The sequence below is a fragment of the Herbaspirillum aquaticum genome, assembly GCF_002213425.1.
Classification (GTDB): Bacteria; Pseudomonadota; Gammaproteobacteria; order Burkholderiales; family Burkholderiaceae_D; genus Herbaspirillum; species Herbaspirillum aquaticum.
The window spans coordinates 89,391-115,669 of the sequence record NZ_NJGV01000019.1 but is presented as its reverse complement, the minus strand read 5'-3'; the positions used below and the strand labels follow the sequence as shown (position 1 = coordinate 115,669).

21 protein-coding genes are annotated in these 26,279 nt (G+C 64.8%); 18 read left to right on the top strand and 3 right to left on the bottom strand.

The features are described 5' to 3' along the window. Nucleotides 1-13 precede the first annotated feature (13 nt). From lapB to CEJ45_RS17745, 14 genes are all read left to right on the top strand, one after another. A complete protein-coding gene (gene lapB / locus CEJ45_RS17810; RefSeq protein ID WP_088756370.1) occupies nucleotides 14-1,189 on the top strand; it encodes a lipopolysaccharide assembly protein LapB in 1,176 nt (391 codons plus the stop codon). Between the two features lie 36 nt (nucleotides 1,190-1,225). Next, on the top strand, nucleotides 1,226-2,605 hold the full coding sequence (locus CEJ45_RS17805; protein ID WP_088756369.1) for a UDP-glucose dehydrogenase family protein: 1,380 nt from the start codon (nucleotides 1,226-1,228) through the stop codon (nucleotides 2,603-2,605). Between the two features lie 18 nt (nucleotides 2,606-2,623). Then, nucleotides 2,624-3,577 carry a D-glycero-beta-D-manno-heptose-7-phosphate kinase gene (gene rfaE1, locus CEJ45_RS17800; protein ID WP_158214925.1) on the top strand — a complete coding sequence of 318 codons (954 nt, stop codon included), beginning with the start codon at nucleotides 2,624-2,626 and terminating at the stop codon, nucleotides 3,575-3,577. 133 nt (nucleotides 3,578-3,710) lie between these two features. Next, complete coding sequence (locus tag CEJ45_RS17795; protein ID WP_088756368.1) at nucleotides 3,711-4,118, top strand: ComEA family DNA-binding protein; 408 nt, start codon at nucleotides 3,711-3,713, stop codon at nucleotides 4,116-4,118. A gap of 194 nt (nucleotides 4,119-4,312) precedes the next feature. After that, nucleotides 4,313-5,284, top strand: coding sequence for a GGDEF domain-containing protein (locus CEJ45_RS17790; protein WP_088756394.1), 972 nt, complete (start codon nucleotides 4,313-4,315; stop codon nucleotides 5,282-5,284). A gap of 97 nt (nucleotides 5,285-5,381) precedes the next feature. Then, entirely contained in the window at nucleotides 5,382-7,571 is a 2,190-nt protein-coding gene (locus tag CEJ45_RS17785) for a DNA polymerase III subunit gamma/tau (protein WP_088756367.1), read from the top strand. A gap of 85 nt (nucleotides 7,572-7,656) precedes the next feature. Then, the gene (locus tag CEJ45_RS17780; protein ID WP_008331542.1) at nucleotides 7,657-7,983 is read left to right on the top strand and encodes a YbaB/EbfC family nucleoid-associated protein; all 327 of its coding nucleotides are present in this window, start codon (nucleotides 7,657-7,659) and stop codon (nucleotides 7,981-7,983) included. Between the two features lie 99 nt (nucleotides 7,984-8,082). Then, nucleotides 8,083-8,385 (top strand): YciI family protein, encoded by a 303-nt coding sequence (locus CEJ45_RS17775; RefSeq protein ID WP_088756366.1) that lies wholly within the window; start codon nucleotides 8,083-8,085, stop codon nucleotides 8,383-8,385. Beyond that, on the top strand, nucleotides 8,382-8,978 hold the full coding sequence (gene recR, locus CEJ45_RS17770; protein ID WP_088756365.1) for a recombination mediator RecR: 597 nt from the start codon (nucleotides 8,382-8,384) through the stop codon (nucleotides 8,976-8,978). Before CEJ45_RS17775 ends, recR begins: the two co-directional genes overlap by 4 nt. 333 nt (nucleotides 8,979-9,311) lie before the next feature. After that, nucleotides 9,312-10,559 (top strand): CaiB/BaiF CoA transferase family protein, encoded by a 1,248-nt coding sequence (locus CEJ45_RS17765; protein ID WP_088756364.1) that lies wholly within the window; start codon nucleotides 9,312-9,314, stop codon nucleotides 10,557-10,559. A gap of 173 nt (nucleotides 10,560-10,732) precedes the next feature. Further along, a complete protein-coding gene (locus CEJ45_RS17760; RefSeq protein WP_088756363.1) occupies nucleotides 10,733-11,770 on the top strand; it encodes an ABC transporter substrate-binding protein in 1,038 nt (345 codons plus the stop codon). A 130-nt stretch (nucleotides 11,771-11,900) separates the two neighbouring features. After that, on the top strand, nucleotides 11,901-12,710 hold the full coding sequence (locus CEJ45_RS17755; RefSeq protein WP_088756362.1) for an ABC transporter ATP-binding protein: 810 nt from the start codon (nucleotides 11,901-11,903) through the stop codon (nucleotides 12,708-12,710). A gap of 36 nt (nucleotides 12,711-12,746) precedes the next feature. Further along, nucleotides 12,747-13,598, top strand: a complete 852-nt coding sequence (locus CEJ45_RS17750) for an ABC transporter permease (protein ID WP_088756361.1) — start codon at nucleotides 12,747-12,749, stop codon at nucleotides 13,596-13,598. 210 nt (nucleotides 13,599-13,808) lie between these two features. Continuing rightward, on the top strand, nucleotides 13,809-17,615 hold the full coding sequence (locus tag CEJ45_RS17745; RefSeq protein WP_088756360.1) for an ATP-binding protein: 3,807 nt from the start codon (nucleotides 13,809-13,811) through the stop codon (nucleotides 17,613-17,615). Nucleotides 17,616-17,786: 171 nt separating this feature from the next. Here the strand turns inward: CEJ45_RS17745 and mctP are convergent, their stop codons facing one another. Then, nucleotides 17,787-19,280 (bottom strand): monocarboxylate uptake permease MctP, encoded by a 1,494-nt coding sequence (mctP, locus tag CEJ45_RS17740; protein WP_088756359.1) that lies wholly within the window; start codon nucleotides 19,278-19,280, stop codon nucleotides 17,787-17,789. Then, nucleotides 19,280-19,459, bottom strand: a complete 180-nt coding sequence (locus CEJ45_RS17735; RefSeq protein ID WP_034332747.1) for a DUF3311 domain-containing protein — start codon at nucleotides 19,457-19,459, stop codon at nucleotides 19,280-19,282. The genes mctP and CEJ45_RS17735 overlap by 1 nt, the downstream gene beginning before the upstream one ends. Before the next feature lie 277 nt (nucleotides 19,460-19,736). On the opposite strand from CEJ45_RS17735, the gene CEJ45_RS17730 reads away from it, so the two are divergent. Together CEJ45_RS17730 and CEJ45_RS17725 are read left to right on the top strand one after the other, a co-directional pair. After that, on the top strand, nucleotides 19,737-21,449 hold the full coding sequence (locus CEJ45_RS17730) for a putative bifunctional diguanylate cyclase/phosphodiesterase (protein ID WP_088756358.1): 1,713 nt from the start codon (nucleotides 19,737-19,739) through the stop codon (nucleotides 21,447-21,449). A gap of 65 nt (nucleotides 21,450-21,514) precedes the next feature. Beyond that, nucleotides 21,515-22,414 carry an NAD-dependent protein deacetylase gene (locus tag CEJ45_RS17725; protein ID WP_088756357.1) on the top strand — a complete coding sequence of 300 codons (900 nt, stop codon included), beginning with the start codon at nucleotides 21,515-21,517 and terminating at the stop codon, nucleotides 22,412-22,414. Nucleotides 22,415-22,516: 102 nt separating this feature from the next. Here the strand turns inward: CEJ45_RS17725 and CEJ45_RS17720 are convergent, their stop codons facing one another. Further along, complete coding sequence (locus tag CEJ45_RS17720; RefSeq protein ID WP_088756356.1) at nucleotides 22,517-24,049, bottom strand: MFS transporter; 1,533 nt, start codon at nucleotides 24,047-24,049, stop codon at nucleotides 22,517-22,519. Nucleotides 24,050-24,185: 136 nt separating this feature from the next. On the opposite strand from CEJ45_RS17720, the gene CEJ45_RS17715 reads away from it, so the two are divergent. Further along, nucleotides 24,186-25,088 carry a LysR family transcriptional regulator gene (locus CEJ45_RS17715; RefSeq protein WP_088756355.1) on the top strand — a complete coding sequence of 301 codons (903 nt, stop codon included), beginning with the start codon at nucleotides 24,186-24,188 and terminating at the stop codon, nucleotides 25,086-25,088. A gap of 45 nt (nucleotides 25,089-25,133) precedes the next feature. Next, entirely contained in the window at nucleotides 25,134-26,174 is a 1,041-nt protein-coding gene (locus CEJ45_RS17710; protein ID WP_088756354.1) for a DUF4105 domain-containing protein, read from the top strand. The last annotated feature ends 105 nt before the right edge of the window (nucleotides 26,175-26,279 follow it).

The following is a 26,279-nucleotide window of genomic DNA, read 5'->3' as shown; positions in this document are numbered from 1 at the left end:
CCCCTCACTGTTTATGGAATTTGAATTTTGGTGGTTGCTCGGCATCCCGGTCTTCTTTGGCTTGGGGTGGATTGCCGCGCGCGTGGATATCAACCAGTTGCTGTCCGAGTCGCGCACCCTGCCGCGCGGCTACTTCAAGGGGCTCAATTTCCTGCTCAACGAGCAGCCTGACAAGGCCATCGATGCCTTCATCGAAATCGTCAAGCTGGACCCCGAGACGGTGGAGCTGCACTTCGCCCTGGGCAACCTGTTCCGCCGCCGCGGCGAGACCGAGCGTGCCATTCGCGTGCACCAGAACCTGCTGGCGCGTCCCGACCTGCCGGCCGAGCACCAGGGCCATGCGCTTTACGAACTGGGCCAGGATTACCTGAAGGCAGGTCTGCTGGACCGCGCCGAAGAGACCTTCAACAAGCTCATCGACACCCCCTACAGCGCCCAGGCCGGCCGCGCCCTGCTGGAAATCTACCAGCGCGAGAAGGAGTGGGAACGCGCCATCTCGGCCGCCGAAATCCTGCAAGCCACCGGTGCCGGTGGCCGTCAGCGCGAGATCGCCCAGTTCTACTGCGAGCTGGCCGCCGATGAACTGGTCCGCACCAACACCGATGCCGCCATGGCCCTGCTGGACAAGGCCCTGGCCGCCGACCGCAAGAGCGTGCGCGCCACCATGCTCATGGGCGATGCCTTGCGCGCACGCGGCGACATCGAAGGCGCGCTGGAGACCTGGCGCCGCGTGGAGCACCAGAGCGTGCCGCACACCGCCCTGGTGGCGCAGCGCCTCATGGATGGCTACATCACCGCAGGCCGACCGCAGGAGGGGATCAACCTGCTGCGCGCCTACCTGGCCGAAGCGCCCTCGATCGACCTGCTGGAAGTGGTCTTCAAGGCGGTGCTGGAGTCCGACGGAATCGATGCGGCCAACGTGCTGGTGAGCGATGAACTGCGCCGCACGCCGACGCTGCTCGGACTGGACAAGTTCCTGGAAGCGCGCATGATGAGTGCGCCACAAACGGTGCGTCCCGAACTGGCGGTGGTCAAGACCCTGGTGCATGGCTACACCCAGAAGCTGGCGCGCTACCAATGCAGCCATTGCGGCTTCAAGGCCCGCCAGTTCTACTGGCAATGCCCGGGCTGCAGCCAGTGGGAGACCTACCCGCCGCGTCGTACCGAAGAATTGAATGTCATGAATTGAGGCCCGCACGGGCCGTACTCGAACTCTGGATCTACCATGAAAATCACCATCATCGGCACAGGCTACGTAGGCCTGGTGACCGGCGCCTGCCTGGCCGAACTGGGTAACGACGTGTTCTGTCTCGATGTCGACCAGCGCAAGGTCGACATCCTCAACAACGGCGGCATCCCCATCCACGAACCGGGCCTGGAAGAAGTGGTGGCCCGCAACCGTGCCGCCGGCCGCCTGCAGTTCTCCACCGATGTGGCCGCCAGCGTGGCCCATGGTGATATCCAGTTCATCGCCGTGGGCACGCCGCCCGATGAAGATGGCTCGGCAGACCTGCAATACGTGCTGGCGGCGGCGCGCAACATCGGCCGCTACATGGAAGGCTTCAAGGTGGTGGTCGACAAGTCCACCGTGCCGGTCGGGACCGCCGATCGCGTCACTGCAGCGATCAGGGAAGAGCTGGGCCTGCGAGGCAAGACCGAGCTCAGTTTCTCGGTCGTCTCCAATCCGGAATTCCTGAAGGAAGGTGCGGCCGTCGAAGACTTCATGCGCCCGGACCGCATCGTCATCGGCCATGACCAGAGCGCCGATGGCCTGCGCGCACAGACCCTCATGAAGAAGCTTTACGCGCCCTTCAACCGCAATCACGAACGCACCTACTGGATGGACGTGCGCTCGGCCGAGTTCACCAAGTACGCGGCCAATGCCATGCTGGCTACGCGCATTTCCTTCATGAACGAACTGGCGAACCTGGCCGATCGCGTCGGCGCCGATATCGAATCCGTGCGGCACGGCATCGGCTCTGATCCGCGCATCGGCCACAGCTTCCTGTACGCCGGCTGCGGCTACGGCGGCTCCTGCTTCCCCAAGGATGTGCAGGCCCTGGAGCGTACTGCGCGTGAATATGACCAATCGCTGCTGATCCTGCGCGCGGTGGAGCAGGTCAACGACCTCCAGAAGCATGTTCTTGGCAAGAAGCTCGTCGCCCGCTTCGGTGAAGACCTCTCCGGCAAGCATTTCGCCATCTGGGGCCTGGCCTTCAAGCCCAATACCGACGACATGCGCGAAGCCTCCTCGCGCGTACTCATTGGTGAACTGGTACGCCGTGGCGCCAGCGTGGCGGTCTATGATCCGGTTGCCATGAAGGAAGCCGCACGCGTGCTGGAACTGGACTTTGCCGACGACACCGCCCGCTTGCAGCAGATCCGCTTTGCCGCCTCCCCCATGGATGCCCTGCAGGGTGCCGATGCGCTGGCCATCGTGACTGAATGGAAGGCCTTCCGCAGCCCCGATTTCGAACGCGTCAAGGCGGCCCTGAATCATCCGGTCATCTTCGATGGCCGCAACCTGTTCGATCCGCAGCTCATGGCCGACAGCGGCATCGAGTACTACGGCATCGGCCGTTCCCTGCAAGCCCGCGCGCAGTAAGCTGCCGCGTCCCTGAACATGAAGACGGACAAGATCGTGGACAAGAACATCGTGGCAGCCTGGGATGCGGCGCGCATCCTCATCGTCGGCGACGTCATGCTGGACCGCTACTGGTTTGGCGAAGTCAATCGCATCTCGCCGGAAGCCCCGGTGCCGGTGGTGCGTGTGGAGCGCAAGGAAGAGCGCCTGGGCGGCGCCGCCAACGTGGCGCGCAACACCGCCAGCCTGGGTGCGCAGACGGCGCTGCTGGGCGTGACCGGCGACGATGAACCGGCGCGCGTGATGGACAGCATGCTGGGCGAGATGGGCATCCGCAGCCATCTCAACCGTGATCCCAGCATCTCTACCATCGTCAAGCTGCGCGTGATCGGGCGCCAGCAGCAGCTGGTGCGCATCGATTTCGAGGAAGCCCCGACGGATACGGTCCTGCGCGACAAGCTCACGCAATTCAATTCACTGGTGGCCGATTACGATGTGATCATCTTTTCCGATTACGCCAAGGGCGGCCTGGTCAATGTGGCCGAGATGATCGCCACGGCCAGGAAGCTCGGCAAGCGCATCCTGGTCGATCCCAAGGGCGATGATTTCGCCCGCTATGCAGGGGCTTCCGTGCTCACGCCCAACAAGTCCGAACTGGTGCGCATCGTCGGCCAGTGGAAGAACGAGGAAGACCTCACCGCCCGCGCCCAGAAGCTGCGTGCCGAGCTCAACCTGGAAGCCCTGCTGCTGACCCGCTCGGAAGAGGGCATGAGCCTCTACCGCGACGGCGAGGTCACGCACTTCCCCACCATGGCGCGTGAAGTCTTTGACGTCTCCGGCGCCGGGGACACCGTCATCGGCACGCTGGCCGTGATGCTGGGTGCAGGTGCGTCGCTGGTCGATGCGGTGACCATGGCCAATCGTGCCGGTGGCATCGTGGTCGGCAAGCTGGGCACCGCCACCGTCACCCGGGAGGAGTTGCTGGCAGCCTGATTTGACGGCCATTTCTAGCAGGATTTCGGTCAACAGTCTGGTTCGGCCGTCGTTGAGCAAGGGCAGTCCACTTTCGGGTGGACTGCCCTTTGTTTTTCCTCCAACCGCACGTTGAAAGTCGAAAGGAAGCATCATGTTGAAGAAAACCCTGCTGTTCATCCTCAGCTTCTTCGCCGCTACCGCCCTGGCCTGGGCCGAGGTGGATGTCAACAAGGCCGACCAGGCCGCGCTGGATGGGGTGCGCGGCATCGGACCCGCGATGTCCAAACGCATCCTGGAAGAGCGCCAGAAGGGCGGCGCCTTCAAGGACTGGGACGATCTGGAAAAGCGCGTCAAGGGCATCAAGGACAAGGCTGCCGTGAAGCTTTCCGGCAACGGCCTGACCGTCAACGGCCAGGCCAAGGCGGGCGCGGCAGCGCCGGCGGCCAAGGAAGGCAAGGCAGCCAAAGCCCCGCGCGCTGAGAACAAGGCCAAGGAAGCTGAGCCCAAGCCCGCCAAGTCGGAGGACAAGATGGCAGACAAGCCGGCGGCAGGCAAGTGAGTTGAAGGCAGGCCAGGGAGCAGGGGAGCCTGCCTTTTGCAAGGCCGGAAAGACCGGGAAAGGCTTGGATTGCGCTTCACATTCCAATGCGAAATTGCGAACAACTAATTCTTGTTTCTCCAAAACTTTGGGGTTAAAGTCATCTGCAGCCTGTCGTTAACGTCGGCAACAACGTCCATTCTGCGCTGATGATCATGAGAATCGCCGAGCTACCCGCCAATGAAGCCGCCCGTATCGACGCCCTGCATTCGCTGCGCATCCTCGATACCCCCCGCGAAGAGCGATTCGACCGCCTGACACGCCTGGCGCGACGCCTGTTTGACGTTCCCATGGCGGTGGTGACGATGATCGACGTACATCGCCAGTGGTTCAAGTCCTGCGTGGGCCTGGGCGACGCCACGGAAACGACGCGCGATATTTCCTTCTGCTCGCATGCCATTTTGCATGAAGGCCTGACCATCGTGCCCGATGCCCGGCTGGATCCGCGCTTCTCCGGCAATCCGCAGGTCACCGGCGACCCTTACATCCGCTTCTATGCCGGGTGCCCCATCAAGAGCGAAAGCGGGTTCACCCTGGGCACCCTGTGCCTGGTCGATATCGTCCCGCGCGGTTTTGATGCCGACGAGCAGGCCTTGCTCAAGGACCTGGCGGCCATGGTCGAACAGGAGCTGGCGGCGGTGAAGCTGGCCACCATCGATGACCTGACCGGGATTTCCAACCGGCGCGGCTTCGAGTCCCTGGCGCGGCATGCCATGGCCACCAGCAAGCGTACCGGCCGGCCGGCCTGCATGCTGGGATTCGACCTCAATCATTTCAAGCGCATCAATGACGACTTCGGGCATGCCGCCGGTGACCTGGCGCTTGCCGATTTCGCGGGGCTGCTGCTGACCAATTTGCGCGAGTCCGATGTCGTCGGCCGCCTGGGCGGCGATGAATTCGCGGTATTCCTGACCAATACCGCCGAGCCGGATGTTCCCGTGGTGCTGGCGCATCTGCAGGAGGCCGTGCAAGCCTTCAACCAGAGCGCTGGCCGCCAGTACCAGCTCGACTATTGCGTGGGCGTGGCCCAGTATGATGCGGGCAGCCATCCTGATCTGGCGGCGCTCATGCGCAGTGCCGACGAGGCCATGTATGCGCGCAAGAAGGCGCGCAGCACCACGGCCTGAACGCGGCGCAGGACAGCGGCATGCAGGCAAAGGCGTTGGCGGCGGCGAAATAGCTTAAAATGCCCCCCTGAGCCAAAAAGCCCACAGCAGCCACTCCATGTCCTATCAAGTTCTCGCCCGTAAATACCGTCCCCGCAGCTTCGACACCCTGGTCGGCCAGGAACACGTCGTGCGCGCGCTGACGCACGCGCTCGAACAGCAGCGGCTGCATCACGCTTATCTCTTCACCGGAACGCGCGGCGTGGGCAAGACCACGCTCTCGCGCATCCTCGCCAAGTCGCTCAATTGCGTCGGCCCGGATGGCAACGGCGGCATCACCGCCGCGCCCTGCGGCGTATGCGAAGCCTGCGTGGCCATTGATGCCGGCCGCTTCGTCGACTACATCGAGATGGATGCGGCCTCCAACCGTGGCGTGGACGAGATGGCGCAATTGCTGGAGCAGGCCATTTATGCGCCGTCGAACGCGCGCTTCAAGGTCTACATGATCGACGAAGTGCACATGCTCACCAACCACGCCTTCAACGCCATGCTGAAGACGCTGGAAGAGCCGCCGGAGCACATCAAGTTCATCCTGGCGACCACCGATCCGCAAAAGATTCCCGTGACCGTGCTCTCGCGCTGCCTGCAGTTCAACCTCAAGCAGATGCCGCCCGGACACATCATCGGCCACCTCGACAACATCCTGAACCAGGAAGGCATCGAATTCGATCCGCCCGCGCTGCGCCTGCTGGCGCAGGGCGCATCCGGTTCCATGCGCGACGCGCTCTCGCTGACCGACCAGGCCATCGCCTATGCCGCCGGCAAGGTCACCCTGGAGGCCGTGCAGGGCATGCTGGGGGCGCTGGACCAGTCCTACCTGATCCGCATCCTCGATGCGCTGGCGGTGCAGGATGGCGCCGCCCTGCTGGGCGTGGCCGACGACATGGCCACCCGCAGCCTGTCGTACAACGCCGCCTTGCAGGACCTGGGCACGCTGTTGCACCAGATCGCCCTGGCCCAGGCAGTGCCGACGGCGCTGGCCGATGACCTGCCCAACCGCGAAGATATCCTGCGCCTGGCCGGCCAGTTCAGTGCGGAACATGTGCAGTTGTTCTACCAGATCGCCGTCCACGGCCGCAATGAACTGGGCCTGGCTCCCGATGAATATGCGGGTTTCAGCATGACGCTCTTGCGCATGCTGGCCTTCCGCCCGGTCAGTGCCAGTGCCAGCGGCCCGGTACCTGCGGCACCCGCACCGGTTGGCGCTCGTCCGGCTTCGCCGCGCCAGGCGGCGCCCCTGCTGGCACCGCAAGCCGCCGTGACCAGTGCACCGGTGAGCCGTGTGCAACCGGCCGCTGCAGCCGCTCCAGCGGCGGTCGCACCGGCCAAGCCAGCCGCAAGCCCGATGGCAGCGGCAGCACCCGCAACGCCAGTACCGCCGCCTGCTGCCGAATCCGCAGTGGCCGCCGCACCTGCAGCACCCGCAGCCCCGACCTCGGCCCGCGAAGCCGCGCTGATGGCCTTGCGCGGGGGCAAGGGTGGCAAGGGCGCGGCCCGGCCCGCAGCGGCTGCTCCTGCCCCGACACCCGCAGCCGCGCCAGCACCGCTGGCCAGCGCGCCAGCCGTAGCGCCCGTTGCGGCAGCAGCCCCGGCGCCCAAGGCTGGCCGCGTCGCCGCCGCGATGCCGCCGGACATGCCCGAGCCGCCGCCCTTCGATTCCATCCCGCCCTGGGAAGAGGACACCGGTGCCTCCGCCATGCCGCCGTCCGCTCCCATGCCCGGGCTTGCGGAGCAAGGCATGGAGGCGGCTCCCGCCGCGGCCCCGGCTGCCTCGTTCCCGGCAGAACCGCCCGCGCCGCAGCGCCCGGCCGCCACCCCCGCGCAGCAGCAGGAAACCGCGCGCATCGCCGCCGAACTGGGTTGGGATGGCCACTGGCCGACGCTGGCCGCCAGCCTCACCAGCCTGCGCGGTGTGGCTCACCAGATGGCCTTCCAAAGTGAACTGGTGCGCTGTGAAGCACTCAATGGCGGCAACGTCTGCTTCCACCTGCGTATTCCGCTGGAAACCCTGCTGTCCTCCGGCAGCATCGAAAAACTGGTCGCGGCCTTGGCCGAACGTTTTGGCAAGGAAATCCGCGTCGAGACCGAGATCGGTGCCGTCTCCGATACCGCCAATGCAGTGGCCGAGGCCCAGCGCGCCGAGCGCCAGCGCAAGGCCGAGCAGAAGATGAAGAGCGACCCCTTCGTGGTCAGCATGATGCGCGAGTTTGGCGCCACCATCGTCCCCGGGTCGATCCAGGCGTTGTGAGGCGTGCACGGCGCTGCCGGCGAGATTGCCGGCCACCGGAGCAAACGCGATAGAATCCCGAACATTGAAACAAGGAGCAATGAGCATGATGAAAGGTCAACTGGCAGGTCTGATGAAGCAAGCACAGGCCATGCAGGACAACATGAAGAAGGCCCAGGAACAGCTGGCCAGCATCGAAGTCGAGGGCCAGTCCGGCGCCGGCCTGGTGAAGGTGGTGATGACCTGCAAGAACGACGTCAAGCGCGTCTCCATCGACCCGTCGCTGCTGGCTGACGACAAGGACATGTTGGAAGACCTGGTCGCTGCCGCCTTCAATGACGCCGTGCGCAAGGCCGAAGCCACCGCCCAGGAAAAGATGTCGGGCGTGACCGCCGGCATGCCGCTGCCCCCGGGCTTCAAGATGCCCTTCTGATGCTGCGCCGGCCCGGTGGCTGCAATCCGCCGGGCGCAGGCAGCATCGCGCAGGATAGTCTGATTCTGATGGAATGCAGGATTGCTTAGTGGAGGCACCATGTTCATCGTCTCGATCACGTACACCAAGCCGGCAGGCGAAATCGACTCCTTGCTGACCGCGCACAAGAAATTCCTCAACCAGCAATATGCCGAGGGCGTATTCCTGATGTCCGGCCGCAAGGTGCCGCGCACCGGAGGCATCATCATTGCCGACTGTGCCGACCGCGCCGAGATCGAAGCCATCATGGAATCCGATCCCTTCTTCATCGGGGGCGTGGCCGAATACGAGATCATCGAATTCGTCCCCTCCATGACGGCCGAGGCGCTCGAAGCCTTCCGCTATTCCGTAGACCGCAATTGAAAACGCCCTCCAGTCTCACCATCCTGACCGAATCGCTGCGCCGGCTGCCCGGCATCGGCCCCAAGACCGCGCAGCGCATGGCTTTCCACCTGCTGCAGCATGACCGCGACGCGGCCGCCGACCTGAGCCAGTCGCTGGCCAAGGCACTGGACACCATTCGCCATTGCGCCCTGTGCAATACCTTCACCGAGCAGGTCGTCTGCGAGACCTGCCAGGACAGCCAGCGCGACCATACCCAGCTGTGCGTGGTGGAGTCGCCTTCGGACCAGGTCATGATCGAGCAGACCCTGACCTTCAAGGGACTGTATTTCGTGCTCATGGGCCGGCTCTCGCCGCTGGACGGCATCGGCCCGCGCGACATCCATCTCGAAAAGCTCATCACCCGCGCCACCGATGGCGTGGTCAGCGAAGTGGTGCTGGCCACCAATTTCACCAACGAAGGCGAAGCTACCGCCCACTACATCAGCGAGACCCTCAAGGCCCGGGGCCTGAAGGTCAGCCGCCTGGCGCGCGGCGTGCCGGTGGGTGGCGAACTGGAATACGTGGACGCCGGCACCATCGCCCGCGCCATGCTGGATCGCCGCGCAACCTGATTCTGCATCCCTGATCCCGCACCGGGATTATTTTCAGATGAAAAACATGCAGCCATGGCGTCGACAATGACGGTCAAAATGCGCGACATCGCACGCATGCTGCAATAGAATGTCGGCTGCCGGCTTGCACGTACGACGTCAGGCGAGGGATTGCAAGGTGTCTACCGACCCGCGCAACGTTCATCCCACCGCCCGCCGCGCAGCATCACCCGAATTCATCGCATTCAAGGACACTGGCCGCTACCCCACAAGAGCCAGGTCCGGCACCATCGACCAAGAGGAGAACACCGGAGCGCCCGCAGGCTGCGCCTGCAGGTATCCGGTGCAAGCACGATGAGCACAGCCACATCCAAGCCCGGCCCGCTGGCCGGCATCAAGGTTCTTGAACTGGGCACGCTGATTGCGGGGCCCTTCTGCTCGCGCATGCTGGCCGAGTTCGGGGCCGAGGTCATCAAGATCGAAGCCCCCGGCAATGGCGACCCGCTGCGCCAGTGGCGCGTGCTCAAGGACGGCACCTCGCTGTGGTGGTCGGTCCAGGCGCGCAACAAGAAGAGCATCACCCTGAACATGAAGGACGAGCGCGCCCAGGAGATCGCACGCCAGCTCGCCCTGGACGCCGACGTCATCATCGAGAACTACCGTCCCGGCGTGCTGGAGAAATGGAAGCTCGGCTATGAAGACCTCAAGCAACTGAACCCCGCGACCATCATGGTGCGCCTGTCCGGCTACGGCCAGACCGGCCCGCTGCGCGACCTGCCGGGTTTTGGCGCCATCGGCGAATCGATGGGCGGCATCCGCTACGTCTCCGGCCATCCGGACCGTCCGCCGGTGCGTATCGGCATTTCCATCGGGGACTCCATCGCCGCGCTGCATGGCGTGATCGGGGCCATGATGGCGCTGCGCCATCGCGATGTCACCGGTGGCCGCTGGAACGGGAAACAGGGCCCGGACTGCGTGGCAGGGCAGGGCCAGATGGTCGATGTGGCATTGTACGAAGCGGTCTTCAACATGATGGAATCGATGGTGCCCGAGTTCGATTTCGCCGGCGTGGTGCGCGAACGTACCGGCGGCGCTTTGCCCGGCATCGTTCCTTCCAACACCTACACCACCGGTGAAGGCATGAACATCGTCATCGCCGGCAATGGCGACGCCATCTTCAAGCGCCTCATGAGCGCCATCGGCCGCGACGACATGGCCAATGATCCCGGCCTGGCGCGCAACGATGGCCGCGTACCCCGTACCGAAGAAATCGATGCCGCCATCCAGCAATGGTGCAGCACGCAGACCATCGAGTCGGCACTGGCCACGCTGCAGGCGGCCGATGTTCCGGTCGGCAAGATCTATTCGGTCAAGGACATGATGAGCGATGCGCAATTCCTGGCGCGCGACATGTTCGAGCAGCATCAGTTCGCCGATGGCACGCCGGTCAAGCTGCCGGGCATCACGCCAAAGATGTCCGAGACGCCTGGCCAGACCAGGTGGCTGGGCCCTGAGCTGGGCGCCCACAGCGATGAAATCCTGCAATCGCTGGGGTATGATGGGGCCCACATCAAGAAGCTGCGGGACGACGGCGTGGTCTGAAGCCATACCGGGCAGCGCGGATTCTGCACGGAATCGTGCAGCGCATGCCGTACCGAATGCTGTACATGAAACAGCATACAAAGCAGTACATAAAGCAGCACATAAATCAGTACATAAAGCAGTACATAAAGCAGTACAGAGCAGCACCCCCATCCACACACGGAGGAGACATAATGAAATTGAGCTGGAAGCAATTGCTGATCGCCGCTGGCCTGTTCCTGGCCGGCTATTTTTCATTCAACGGCAGTGCCGGCGCGCAGGCGCTGGAAAAACCCAAGGTCTCCATCGCCGTGGGTGGCAAGAACCTGTTCTACTACCTGCCGCTGACCATTGCCGAGCAGCTCGGCTATTTCAAGGATGAAGGCCTGCAGGTCGAGATCTCCGACTTTGCCGGTGGTGCCAAGGCGCTGCAGGCCATGGTGGGCGGCAGCGCCGACGTGGTCTCGGGCGCTTATGAACACACCATCAACATGCAGGCCAAGAACCAGCCCATCGTCGCCTTCGTGCTGCAGGGCCGGGCGCCGCAGATCGTGCTGGCGGTCAACAACAAGACCATGCCCAACTACAAGACCGTGGCGGACCTCAAGGGCAAGAAGATCGGCGTGACCGCACCGGGCTCCTCCACCAGCATCATGGCCAGCTACGTGCTGGCCAAGGCGGGCCTGAAGCCCACCGATGTTTCCTTCATCGGCGTGGGTGCGGCAGCCGGTGCCATCTCGGCGATCCGCTCGGGCCAGATCGACGCGATCGCCAACCTCGATCCGGTCATCTCCATGCTGGAGCAGAACAACGAGATCAAGACCATCGCCGACACCCGGACCCTGAAGGACACCAATGATGTCTTCGGTGGCCCGATGCCGGCGGCAACCCTGTATGCACCGGCAGCCTTCGTGCAGAAGTATCCCAACACCACGCAAGCGCTGACCAATGCCATGGTGCGCGCGCTGAAGTGGATCCAGAAGGCCGGTCCCTCCGACATCATCAAGGCCGTGCCGGAAAGCTACCTGCTGGGAGACCGTTCGCTCTACATCGATGCCTTCATGAAGGTGCGCCAGGCCATCTCGCCGGACGGCTACTTCCCGCCGGGCGGTCCCGATACCGCGTTGCGCACGCTCAAGGCATTCGAGCCCTCGCTGGCGGACAAGCAGATCGACCTGTCGAAGACCTTCACCAATTCCTTCGTGCAGAAGGCCAACGCCAAGTACAAGTAAGCGCAGGCACGGCGTTCCCGGCCCGTGCGAAGCGACCGCAAATGCCCGGCAACGGGCATTTGCGCATCTTGGGCCGGGGCACGCCCCTTTCTTCAGTTTCCTCCACCGGGCTTCAGCAGCCCGCACCACCATGACGCCAGCACTCCAGTTCGACAACATCACCTGCACCTTCGTCTCCAAGGACGACCGCTCCCAGCGCTACACCGCCGTGGCCAATACCGATCTCTCGATTGCGCCGGGCGAATTCGTTTCCGTGGTCGGCCCCACCGGCTGCGGCAAGTCCACCTTGCTCAATGTCGGGGCCGGACTGCTGCAACCGTCCTCGGGCAGCGTCAAGGTATTCGGCGAGGAACTCAAAGGCATCAACCGCCGCGCCGGCTACATGTTCCAGGCCGAGGCACTGATGCCCTGGCGCAGCGCGCTGCAGAACGTGATCGCCGGCCTGCAATATCGCGGCCATGATGAAAAGGCGGCAGCAGAACTGGGCGAACAATGGCTGGCGCGCGTGGGCCTGCAAGGCTTCGGCGACCGCTATCCGCACCAGCTCTCGGGCGGCATGCGCAAGCGCGTGGCGCTGGCGCAGACGCTGATCCTGGACCCGGACATCATCCTCATGGACGAACCCTTTTCCGCGCTCGATATCCAGACCCGCCAGCTGATGGAAAACGAAGTGCTGGACCTGTGGAATGCCAAGAAAAAAGCCGTGCTCTTCATCACCCATGATCTGGACGAAGCCATCGCCATGTCCGATCGCGTGATCGTGCTGGCGGCCGGCCCCGGCACGCATCCCATCGGAGAATTCAGGATCGACCTGCCGCGCCCGCGCGATGTCGCCGAGATCCGCATGCATCCGCGTTTCGTCGAACTGCACCAGCAGATCTGGGACGTGCTGCGCGATGAAGTGCTCAAGGGCTATCAACAACAAAAGCGCGCAGCGTAAGCCGTACCGAACAGATCAGGGAAGAGAATCAGCATCATGTGGAAATTATTTAAACCGAATCACAAGAACATCCGTTTCTGGCAATTGATGGTGTTGGCCGTCGTGCTGCTGGTCTGGCATGTGGCCACGCGCAATCCGCAGACCGCCTTCTTCTTCGGCGAACCGTTGAAGGTGGCGCAGCGCATCTGGGAGTGGTTCACCGTCGGCAGCGGCTCGCTGGAGGTGGGCGTGGGCGATACCACCTTCTTCACGCTCAGCTTCCCGGCAGAAATCTATTCACACCTGCTGGTTACGCTGACCGAAACCGTGCTGGCCTTCATCATCGGCACCGTCTTCGGCCTGGCCATCGGCCTGTGGCTGGCACTCTCGCCCACCGCCTCGGCCATCCTCGATCCCTATGTGAAGGCGGCCAACTCCATGCCGCGCGTGATCCTGGCGCCCATCTTCGCGATGTGGTTCGGCCTGGGCATCTGGTCCAAGGTGGCGCTGGCGGTGACGCTGGTGTTCTTCATCGTCTTCTTCAACGTCTACCAGGGCGTCAAGGAAGTCAGCCCGGTGGTGCTGGCCAATGCCCGCATGCTGGGCGCCAATGCACGCCAGCTGCTGCGTACGGTCTACCTGCCCTCGGCCACTTCGTGGGTGTTTTCCAGCCTGCACACGTCCATCGGCCTGGCTTTCGTCGGTGCGGTGGTCGGTGAATACCTGGGCTCGGCGCGCGGCGTGGGCTACCTCATCCTGCAGGCCGAAGGCAGCTTCGACATCAACACCGTCTTTGCCGGCATCGTCGTGCTGACCGTCTTTGCCCTGGTGCTGGACCTGGCCGTGGGCGTGATCGAGAAACGGCTCATGAAGTGGCAGCCCAAGAGCGGGGAGACCGAGAAGCTCTGAGGCAATGGCGATGAGGCACGGGTTTGGGGCGAGATGAAGCTTCAGGCGCGAGACCTGGCGCAAAAGGGCAACGGGTTTGAACCCGTTGCCCTCTTTATTTTCAAATAGTGACGTTTTGTCTCAAAAAGCGGTAGAAATCCCGGCCATTGTCAGCATTGGGGAGTAGCATGACGGCCTATTGCAGGTTTCACACACATAAAGGTCAGCGAAGTGGACGAACAACAGTCGGAATTCAGCTGGCTCTCCGGCGGTGGCGAGATGGGCAAACTGATCCGCGCGATGGACTGGTCGTCCACCCCGCTGGGTCCGCTCGATACCTGGCCACAAAGCCTGCGCACGGCGGTCAGCCTGTGCCTGTCTTCCACCTTCCCCATCCTGATCGCCTGGGGCCCGCACGACATCCAGATCTACAACGACGCCTACCGCCCCATCTGCGGCGCCAAGCATCCCGAATCGATGGGCCAGGATTTCCGCATCTGCTGGGCCACCGCCTTGCCGGTGGTGGGCGATGCTTTCGACCGCGCACACCAGGGGGAGGGCACCTACATCCGTGACCAGCGCATGTTCCTGGATCGTTACGGCTACCTGGAAGAGGCCTTCATGACCTTCTCCTTCTCGCCGATCCGGGTCGAGTCGGGCGAGGTTGGCGGCGTGTTCCACCCGATCTCCGAATCCACCGACAAGGTGCTGGGCGCGCGCCGTACCGCCGCCTTGCGTGAGCTGGCGACCGCACTCGGCAAGTGCCTGTCCATTGACGACCTGTGCCAGGGGCTGGAACAGCGCCATGCCGCCATGGAACTGGACCTGCCTTTCATGCTCTTCTACCAGCTCGAAGGCGATGTCCTGCAGCGCCGTGGCGTGGCCGGCATCGCTGCCGACAGTGCGCTGGCCCCGGCCAGCGTGCGCCTGGACGATGCGCAAGCCTGGCCCTTCGCCCAGGCTCTGGCCGAACAGCGCATGGTGCAGGTCGATGACCTGGCCGTGCGCTTCGGCCCCTTCGTCGCCGGGCCGTATGAAGAAGCGCCGGTTCAGGCCGTGATCCTGCCGGTCACCGTGGCCGGGATGGAACAGCCCTTCGGCTTCGTGGTGGCGGGCGTGAGTGCGCGCCGTGCGCTGGACGCCGAGTACCAGGATTTCTATGCCCTGCTGGGCGGAGCACTCAGCACCGCTGTCTCCAACGTGCTGGTCTACCTGCATGAACAGCGCAAGGCTGAGGAGCTGGCCCAGATCGACCGCGCCAAGACCGCCTTCTTCTCCAACATCTCGCACGAATTCCGTACGCCCCTCACGCTCATGGTCGGCCCGCTGGATGATGCCCTGGCCGACCAGGCCGAGCCGCTGGGACCGGCGCAGCGCAAGCGGCTGGAAGTCACGCACCGCAATTCGCTGCGCCTGCTCAAGCTGGTCAATGCGCTGCTGGATTTCTCGCGCATCGAGGCCGGACGTGCCAAGGCCAGCTTCGTCGCCACCGACCTGGCCGGTCTCACCGAAGACCTGGCCAGCGTATTTCGCTCCACCATCGAGAAGGCCGGACTGCGCTACGAGGTCCAGGCCCTCCCGCTGCCCGAAGCGGTCCATGTGGACCGGGACATGTGGGAGAAGATCATCTTCAACCTGCTCTCCAACGCCTTCAAATTCACCTTCGAGGGCAGCATCACGGTGCGGCTGGAACCGCTCGAAGGGCGCGTACGCCTGTCGGTGACCGACACCGGTTCCGGCATCGCGCTGGACCAGCAGGCACGCGTCTTCGAGCGCTTCCATCGCATCGACAATGCGCATGGCCGCACCTATGAGGGTACCGGCATCGGCCTGGCGCTGATCCAGGAACTGGTCAAGCTGCATCACGGCCAGATCGGCGTGCACAGCGTGCCGGGTGCGGGGTCGACTTTCTTCGTCGAGATTCCCTTTGGCACCGCCCACTTGCAGGCCGATGACGTCATCCGTGCCGATGCGGTAGCGATCAGCCAGGACCGCCAGCCCGGCCAGGCCTTCGTCGAGGAGGCGCAGGCCTGGCTGCCCGCTGCCACCACCGCGCTGCTCTCCGGGACGGTCGCCGATGCGCCCACCGGCGCGGCCCCCAGCGCGCCGCTGCCTGATGAAGGGACGCAGGCCGTGCGCATCGTCATCGCCGATGACAACCGCGACATGCGTGAATACCTGCAGCGCCTGCTCGGCGGCTACGCCGAAGTGCAGGTCTGCGCCGACGGTGAAGCTGCATGGAAGGCGGTGCATGCGTCACCGCCCGACCTGGTGTTGAGCGACGTGATGATGCCGGTACTCGACGGCTTCGGCTTGCTGGCGCGGATCAAGAATGATGCGCACACGCGCGAGGTGCCGGTGATCCTGCTCTCTGCGCGTGCCGGTGAAGAAGCTCGCATTGAGGGCATCGCTGCCGGTGCCGATGATTACCTGGTCAAGCCCTTTGCGGCCACCGAGCTGATGATTCGCGTCAAGAGCCAGGTCGATGCCGCGCGCCGCCGGAAAGCAGCGCGCCAGGCGCTGCTCGCCAGCGAGCGCTATTTCCGTTCGCTGGTCGATGCGTCCACGGCCATCATCTGGACTACCGGCCCGGACGGCCGCACCAATTATTTCAGCCGCCACTGGCACGACTTTACGGGCCTGCCGGCCAGTGCCATTGCCGAGGGTGGCCACATCGCTTGCATCCATCCTGAGGACCGCGAGGCCGCCGTGGCCGAGTTCGTCCGCTGCCAGCAGACGCGCAGCGCGTTTCACGTCGTCTATCGACTGCGCCATGCCGATGGCGGCTATCGCTGGGTGATCGATTCGGGCACGCCCTTGCCGACCGGGGACGACCTGCCGGGCGGCTTCGTCGGTGCCATCGTGGACGTGCATGAGGAACGCGAAGCCAAGCGCAACCTGGAGTTGCTGGCACAGGACCTGACCACCATCAACCGCCGCCAACGCGAGTTCCTGGTGACCCTGGCGCACGAGCTGCGCAATCCGCTGGCCCCGATCCGCAACGGGCTGGAAGTCATGAAGCTCATCGGCGCCGGCAGCGAACGCCAGCACAACATCCACCAGATGATGGATCGCCAGATCCGCCACCTGGCGCACCTGATCGAAGACCTGCTCGACATCTCCCGCATCACCGAGGGCAAGATCAAGTTGAGGAAGCAGCACATGTCGGTCAAGTCGGCGCTGGCCAGCGCTGTCGAAATCAGCATGCCGTTGATCGAGAAGAACCGTCACAAGCTGGAGCTGGAGGCCCCCGAAAGCGACCTCTACCTGCAAGCCGATACCCATCGCGTGGTGCAGGTGGTGAGCAACATCCTCAACAATGCGGCCAAGTACACGCCAGCTGGCGGGCTCATCCGCGTCACTGCACGCATGGATGGCGAGGATGTCCTCATCAGCGTCAGCGACAATGGCGTGGGGCTGGCCGCCGAGGATATCGGTACGGTATTCGACATGTTCACCCAGATCCAGTCGGAAGTGGACCGTGCCCAGGGTGGGCTGGGCATCGGCCTGCATCTGGTCAAGCGCCTGGTGGACCTGCATGAAGGCAGCGTCTCGGTGACCAGCCCTGGCCCGGGCCAGGGCGCCACGTTCATGGTGCGCCTGCCGCAGACGACGGCGGCGCAGCGCACCGAGTCGATGGATGAACCGTCCCAGGCCGAGGGGGGCCGGGGACTGGAGATCCTCATCGTGGACGACAACGCCGACAATGCCGACATGCTGGCCATGCTGCTCAACTATCGCGGGCACGCCACGCATGTGGCCGCCAACGGCGCCGAGGCCTTGCGGCTGATGCAGGAGGTCAAGCCCGATGCCGGCTTCATCGACATCGGCCTGCCCGACATGTCCGGGTACGCACTGGCGCGGCAACTGCGCGACCATGAACAGGGCGCGGCCATGCAGCTCATTGCCCTCACCGGACGCGGTTCGGAAGCCGACCGCCAGGAGGCCGCTGCGGCCGGTTTCGATCATCACCTCACCAAACCGGCACCGCTGGAACGGCTGGTGGAAATCCTCGCAGGCGCAGGGCAGGGACGCTGAACGGCGCGTGCGTACCGCGTATCGCCAGGCAAAAAAAATGCTCCTCATCGAGGAGCATTTTTTCATGCGCGGGCGTTGCAACTTTCGGGTTAACGCCAGCGCATCGCTGAGGCGAGGTGATGCGCAGATGCATCGCACGTTCAAACCGCGATGCATCCTTGCATCACTGCATCAGCGCTTCAATGCAGGCTGCGAACCTTTGCCCAGCAGCAGGTTGGCCACGACGGCGACCACCACGTTCAGGGCCAGCGCGATGAGGCCGGTATAGAGCGTGTAGGTCTCGCCGCCGATCAGGAAGCTGTGCACCGGCTTGATGCCATCCGTGAAGGCCAGCCAGCTGCCGCCGACGATGCCCACGGCCCAGCCGCACAGCAGCGCACGGGCACCGAACCAGCCCACGAAGAGGCCGAACACCAGCGCCGGGAAGGTCTGCAGGATCCACACGCCGCCCAGCAATTGCAGGTCCAGCGCAAACTTGGTCGGCAGGAACAGGATGAACACCAGCGCGCCGAACTTGACCACCAGCGACACCACCTTGGCCACCTTGGCTTCGCCCTCATGGCTGATGCCAGGATTGACGTAAGGCTTCCAGAAGTTGCGGGTGAAGAGGTTGGAGGCGCCGATGGACATCACCGCCGCCGGCACCAGTGCACCGATGGCAATGGCGGCAAAGGCAAAGCCCGCGAACCAGCCCGGGAACAGGCCATTGAACAGCGCCGGCACGACGTCGTTGTTGGCCTGCACCTTGATGCCCGCCGCGTAGGCCATGTAGCCCAGCAGCGCGATCAGGCCCAGCAGTACGGTGTAGGCCGGCAGGAACACCGCGTTCTTGCGGATGGTATTGGCATCCTTGGCCGCAAAGATCCCGGTCAGGGTGTGCGGATACATGAAGGCCGCCAGTGCCGAACCCAATGCCAGCGAAGCGAAGGGCAGGAACTGCGTGGGCTTCAAGGTCAGGCCGGTGGCACCGCCCTTGAGCGCGAAGGCCTCGCGCGCCGAGCTGAACACCGCACCGTAGCCGCCCAGCTTGGCCGGCACCACCACCACCGCCACCAGCACCACGATGTAGATCATGATGTCCTTGACGAAGGCGATCAGGGCCGGTGCCCGCAGGCCGGCCGAGTAGGTGTACAGGGCCAGGATCACGAAGGCGGCCAGCAGCGGCAATTCACCGGTCAGGCCCAGGGCCTTGATGACCACTTCCATGCCGATGAGCTGCAGGGCGATGTAGGGCATGGTGGCCACCACGCCGGTCAGGGCAATGGCGAATTCCAGCGGACGCGACTGATAGCGCCCCCACACCACATCGGCCGCCGTGACGTGGCCGGCCTTGTGGGCCGCATGCCACAGCTTGGGCATGATCACGAACACGATCGGGTAGACCAGGATGGTATAGGGCAGGGCGAAGAAGCCGTAGGCGCCGACCGCATAGACCAGCGCGGGCACGGCGATGACGGTATAGGCGGTATAGAAGTCGCCGCCGACCAGGAACCAGGTGATCCAGGTGCCGAAGTTGCGGCCGCCCAGGCCCCACTCATCGAGGTGGGCGCCCTTGTTGCTGGGGCCGGCCATCCATTTGGAGGCCAGGAAGCCCATCACGGTGACCAGGGCGAAGAAGAACAGGAAGACCCACAGCGCGGTCCAGTGGATGTTGGCGGTCTCCATTATTCGACTCCCTTTTTCAGGCCATCACGATAGACCAGCCAGATGATGAGCGAGGTCAGCGGGACCCAGGCGAACTGGTACCAGTAGAAGAAGGGGAAACCGAACAGGCTGGGCAATTCGGCGTTGTAGAAGGGGACCCAGAGCAGGCCGATGAAAGGCAGCAGAAGTAATAGCCGCATGATTGATGCTCCTCGAACTTTTGGCGGAAGAATTTTTATATCGACGCTGGCTCAGCCTTGCGGGCCGAGGGCGCCGTGAAAGTTGCAGGCGAATTATAGGGAGAATCGGCCAACCGCGTTCGGCGCTGCCCGCCGCTCAGGCAAATCCCGAAAGATGGCCCGATCCGCCCGGCGTACAATGGCAGCTTCAACAGCATGGCCGGGTCCACTGGACGGAACACTGCTTGCGGTGGCCCCAGCACCGCAAGTCCGGCAAGCGCCCTTGGGAGAGGCCGACATGATCCAGCAAGATGACCTGACCGAATACAGTTCCGCGAACGCTTACCGCCTGCTGGTACAGCGCATCAAGGATTACGCCATCTACCTGCTGCGTCCGGATGGCGTGGTGGCCAGCTGGAACGCCGGTGCCCGGCGCTTCAAGGGTTATGCCGACGAGGAAATCATCGGCCAGCATTACTCGCTCTTCTATGAGGTCGCCGATCGCCTGGCCGGCCTGCCCGAGACCAACCTGGCCATCGCCCTGCGCGAGGGCAAGTTCGAGGACGAGGGCTGGCGCGTACGCAAGGATGGTTCGCGCTTCTGGGCCCACGTGGTGATCGATCCCATCTATCGCGAAGATGGCCGCCTGCTGGGCTTCGCCAAGATCACCCGCGACCGTACCGAACAGCTGGAAACCAGCGAGAAGATCCTCTTCATGGCGCGCCACGATGCCATGACCGGCCTGCCCAACCGCGTCCATTTCCTGGAGCGGCTCGATGAGGTCATGTCCGCCCTGCATCCGGGCCAGCAGCAGGTGGCCGTGGTCAGCATCGACCTCGACGGGTTCAAGGAAGTCAACGATGCCTTCGGCCACGGGGTCGGCGACCAGCTGCTGTCCGAACTGGGCCGCCGCCTCAAGGCCAGTGTCGGCGAGAACGAAATGGTGGCGCGCTTCGGCGGCGATGAATTCGTGGCCTTCAAGCTGATCCGCCACCAGCGCCAGTTGAGTGACTTCATCACCCGCCTGCAACGCGCGCTGACTGGCATGCTGCGTCTGGCGCAGACCGACATCGTGCCCGGTGCCAGTCTCGGCGTGGCCCTGTTTCCGGGCGACGCCATCGACCGCGCGCAGCTGCTCAACAATGCCGACCTCGCCATGTATCGCGCCAAGAAGAGCCTGGACGAGAAGATCTGCTACTACGAAGCCAACATGGACGAGGCCTCGCGCGCGCGCCGGGCCATGGCGCGCGACCTGTGGGTGGCGCTGGAGCAGGGGCAGTTCTTCCTCAACTTCCAGATCCAGCGGGCCGTCAGCAGCGACGAGATCACCGGCTACGAAGTGCTGCTGCGCTGGCAGCATCCGACCCAAGGCCTGATCCCGCCGGCAACCTTCATCCCGGTGGCCGAAGAATGCGGTGCCATCAGCGCCATCGGCGACTGGGTGCTGGAGCACGCCTGCCGCGAAGCCGTGCTGTGGAACCTGCAGCCGCGCATTGCCGTCAATCTGTCGGCCTTGCAATTGTCCAACGCCGGCCTGGTGGAAAAGGTGCGCGCCGTGCTGGCCGCCACCGGCTTGCCTGCGCACCGGCTGGAACTGGAAGTGACCGAGACCGCCCTCATTGCCGACCGCGACCGGGCGCTGCACTTGCTGCAGCAACTCAAGGCCATGGGCGTGACCATTGCCATGGATGATTTCGGCAGTGGCTATTCCTCGCTGGAAACCTTGCGCAGCTTTCCCTTCGACAAGATCAAGCTGGACCGCAGCTTCATCAATGAACTGGAAACCAGCCAGCAGGCCAAGGCCTTCGTGCGCGCCATCCTGGCGCTGGGCCACAGCCTGAACGTGGCGGTGCTGGCCGAGGGCGTGGAGACCGAAGCCCAGCGTGCCATCCTTGAAGAAGAAGGCTGCCAGGAGGGCCAAGGCTACCTGTTCGGCTATCCGGCGCTGTTGAGCCGCCTGGGCGAGCTGGACCAGGCCGTGCCGCCCCACGAGGTCCAGCGCCGCGCCTGAGCGCTGCAGGCGCGTGCGATTTCGCGTAGGCTGGCGGCTGTCGTGATTCTCCAGCGAGTTCGTCCATGAGCCAGAGCCTGTCCGCTGCTGCGGATGCCGCCCCCCTTGCCCCTGCAGAAGAAGCGGCCGAGACCGGCCTGCTGGCCGCGCTGGCGCAGTTGCTCCAGTCGCGCCGCCAGGTGCTGGTCCTGACCGGGGCCGGCATCAGTACCGCTTCCGGCATTCCCGATTACCGCGACGACAGCGGCGTGCGGCGTGGCCGCCTGCCGATCCAGGGCAGCGAGTTCCGCCAGTCCGAAGCGGCGCGCAAACGCTATTGGGCGCGCAGCATGCTGGGCTGGCCACGCCTGGCGCAGGCCGTACCCAATGCGGCGCACCGCGCGCTGGCGCAACTGCAGCAGGCCGGCCACCTGGGCGGCATCCTGACCCAGAATGTCGATGGCCTGCACCAGCAGGCGGGCAGCCGCAACGTGATCGAACTGCATGGCAGCATCCATGCGGTGCGCTGCCTGGCTTGCGATACCGTCTACCCGCGCGCGCAGATCCAGCAGGAGCTGGCGCGCTGCAATCCCTCCTTCGTCCACCTGCAGGCCGAGGCCTTGCCCGATGGCGATGCCCGCCTGGAGCCGGAAGCCGATGCCGCATTTCACGTGCCGGCCTGTGTGGCCTGTGGCGGCATGCTGCAACCGGATGTGGTGTTCTTCGGCGACGGCGTGCCGCCTGCGCGCACGGCCCAGGCTGAAGCGGCGGCCCGGGCCTGTGATGCCATGCTGGTGATCGGCTCTTCGCTGATGGTGTTGTCGGGCTTTCGCTTCCCGCGCACGGTGGCCGCAGCCGGCAAGCCGGTGGTGGCGATCAATCGCGGCGTGACCCGCGCCGATGACTTGCTGGCCTTCAAGCTGCGCGAGGATGCCGAAGCGGTGTTGCCGCGCCTGGCGGCGCTGCTGGGGGCAGACGGGCACTGAGCCAAGTTCTGCGCTTGCCTCGGCTAGCAACTGTCGGGCCCTGCCGGGTCTCCGATTGTGGAACCTGGGCGCCCCGGCGGCCACGAATGCTTTCGCATGAACTTATGCGTTCCGGGCCACAGCCTGCCGGCTCGCCACGCGCCGCATCGACCACAGCACCAGCAGCGTGGTGGCCGCCGCCAGCAGGGCCGCCACTGCGAAGGCATGCGCAAAGCCCTGGGCATAGGCCTGCCGCGCCAGCAGCATGGCCTGCGGTCCATGCTGCGGCAGCAGGGCCGCAGCCTGAGCCAGGTCGCCTGCCAGCACGCGGTCGATGAAGGCCGGTGCCGCAGCACTGGTATCGAGGGTGGCCAGTGCTGCCGTCATGGCATGGCGTGCGGTCTCTGCCAGCACCGCGCCCAGCCCCGCGAAACCAGCCAGCACGCCCGTGAAGCGAGCCGTCGTGCTGATGCCCGAGGCCATGCCGGCACGCTCGCGCGGCACATTGCCCATGATGGCCTTCTGCGTCTGTCCGTTGAGCAGCCCGCCGCCGCTGCCCAGCACAGCCATGCCGAGCACGGTCCAGCCGTGCGCCTCGGCGTGTGCCGCCAGCATCATCAAGAGGTTGCCCAGGGCGGTCACGCCCAGCCCCAGTGCCAGCATCTGTGGCGAAGACAGCCAGCGTCCCAGGACCCGTCCGACCTGCGGCAGCAGCAGCATGGCCAGCGCAAACGGCAGCATCGCCAGGCCCGCCTGGCCCGCGCCCAGGCCGCGCGCATTCTGCAGGAACAGCGGCAGCAGCGACGCCATCACCTGGGCCGAGGCCGCATAGGCGAACATGGCGGCGACGGCCGCGACGAAGCCGGTATGACGAAACAGGGAGAGCTCCAGCATCGGATGGGCGCAGCGGCGCTCCCAGGCGATGAAGAGCGTGAATAAAAGAGCGCCACCCACAGCGCGGGTGACGCAAGCAACGCTGGTCCACCCGTGTTCCGGCCCGGTGATCAGGGTCCAGGTCAACAGGAAGACCGCGCTGGAGGAACTGAGGATGCCCAAGGGGTCCAGCGGTCGTGGCAGCGGATTGCGCGACTCCGGAACATGGCGCCAGACCGCTGCAGCCAGCAGCAGGCAGGCCGGCAGGTTCACCGCAAACGCCCAGCGCCAGCCCAGCAGGGTGTTGACTGCGCCGCCGATGAGCGGGGCCAGCACCATGGTCAGTCCCATGATGCCGCCCCACAGGGCCCAGGCGCGTTCGCGCTGGCTTTCGTCATGGAAGGCGTGGCCGATCACCGCCAGTGCCGGTGCCAGCAGGAAGGCGGCGCCCACGCCCTGCAAGGCACGCGCCGCATACAGGGCTGGCGCCGTGGGTGCCAGGGCGCAGGCCAGCGAGGTCAGCGCGAACAGGGCGATGCCCACCAGCAGCACGCGCTTGCGGCCGTAGCGGTCGGCGATGGCGCCCGCCGGCAGCAGCAGGGCGGCAAAGCAGAGCACGTAGCTGCTGACCACCCATTCGATCTGGCTGAAGGTGGCGCCAAGCTCGCGCGCCACCGTGGGCAGGATGATGCCCACCACGTTGGTATCGAGCACCGTCATGGCACAGCCGAAGGATCCGGTCAGCAGGATGCGGCCGGCGGGAGAGGACAGGCGCAGGGACATGGTGGGCAGGCAAGGGAAATCGGACCCCTATTGAAGCAAGATCGATGATTCGCTTCAATCATGGATTTCCAGCTTTTAATTAGGTATAAGCTAATTATCTTCAACCGATTCCACCAGCGCCCAGGAGCCCGTTACGATGGATCTGCGACACCTGCGATACTTCCTCACCGTGGCCGACGAACTGCATTTCGCCCGTGCCGCCGAGTTGCTGGGCATTGCGCCGCCCACGCTGAGCGTACAGATCCAGCAACTGGAACGGCAACTGCAGTGCCAGCTGTTCGTGCGCAGCAAGCGCTCGGTGGCGCTGACCTCGGCGGGGCAGGATTTCGTGATCCAGGCGCGTGCCGCACTGGCCCGCTTCGACCAGGCCATCGATGCCGGCCGCCGCGCAGGACGCGGCGAACTGGGGCGGGTGGAAGTGGGCTATGTCGGCTCGGCCGTCTTCGGCGGCATCCTGCAGCAGCAGCTCAGTGCCTTTCGCCAGCGCTGGCCGCAGGTGCTGGTGCATGCGTGCGAGTGGCCGATGCTGCAGATGGGTGCCGCCCTGGAGGAGGGCAAGCTCGATATTGCCTTCGTGCGCCTGCCGGTGCCGCTGGGGCAGACGCTGCAGTCACACGTGCTGCTGCGCGATCGCTTTTGCCTGGCGCTGCCCTCGGATCATCCGCTGGCTGCCGGTGGAGGCGCGATCCGCTCGCGCGCCCTGGCCGGTGACGCCTTCATCCTGCCCGAGCAGGAACTGGGCAGCCGCGAGGTGTGGAGGCGCGGCGGCCTGGTCCCGCGCAGCGTGAGCCGGCCCGGCGGCCTGCTGGCAGTGCTGGCCGAAGTGGCCGTGGGTGCGGGCGTGGCCGTGGTGCCGGGCGTGCTGGCCTCGGTGGTGAATTTGCCCAATGTCAGCTACCGCACGCTGGCCGGCGCCCCCATCGTCTCCGAAGTAGCTGCCGTCTATCGCCGCTTTGAACGGGCGCCGGCGGTGCGCAACATGATCGCCGCATTGCGTGCCAGCAAGCCGGTGCAGGTCCACGCCGCTACAATGGCCTGAGCCGGCCGCTTCGCTTTCCCCTTCATCCGACCAGAAAATGTACCGATGTTCTTTCTCCAAGTAGCGCTGTTGATCGTGTTGGGTTTCTTGACGCTGGGCCTGGCGGTGTGGGGCGGGTTTGCGCTGTGGTTCCAGCTGCCGGTGGCGGCCTGGCTGCGCATCGCCGCCATCGTGCTGTGGAGCCTGCCGCCGGCCGCAACGCTGGCGCTGGTGGCGGGTGTGCCGAGCCTGCCAGGCCTGCCGGGTCTCTCCTGGCGCTGGGGCCCGCTGGCCTTCGTGCTGGCCGGCATGGCCATGGCGCTGTGGTGGAGCAGCATCCGCCCCAGCCACGAGCGCGACTGGGCTGATGACGTGGCGCGCCTGCTGGTGCCGCAGGTGCAAGGCGACATCGTGCAACTGGACAACGTGCGCAACTTCACCTGGCGCAGCGAAACCGACTACGACATCCGCTGGGAATCGCGCCGCTACGATCTCTCGCAGCTGGTCTCGGCGGATCTGGTGCTGTCCTACTGGATGGGGCCGGCCATTGCCCATACGCTGGTGTCCTTCGGCTTTGCCGATGGTCGGCGCCTGGTGTTCTCGCTGGAAATCCGGCGCGAGCGCGATGAAGCCTTTTCCGCCCTGGGCGGCTTCTTCCGCCAGTTCGAGACGGTCATCGTCGCCGCCGACGAAACCGACATCATCCGTACCCGCACCAATGCCCGTGGGGAGGATGTGTATCTCTATCGCCTGCAATTGCGCCCCGATCAGTTGCGCCGCGTCTTCCTCGGCTACCTGGAACGTGCGGCGCAATTGCGGGACAGCCCGCGCTTCTACAACACCCTCACCAGCAACTGCACCACCATCGTCTTTGAGCTGGCGCGCCGTCTCTCGCCTTCGCTGCCGCTGGATTATCGGCTGCTGCTCTCCGGCTACTTCGCCAACTACGTCTTCGACCAGGGCGTGTTGACGCCGGGCTACAGCTTTGCCCAGCTGCACGCGGCCGGGCGTATCACCGGGCGCGCCTTGCAGGACGGCCCCCAGCAAGACTACAGCAAGCGCATCCGGCAAGGTGTGCCGGGAGTGTCCGCTGCCGAGCTGCGCTGAGCCCTAATCCGTTTACCGGATATCCAAAGACAAAATCATTCGTATTCCCTCGCCGCGAAGCTGATTACGATTTCCTTCTCTGCACGACCCGGCGTTTGGCCGGGT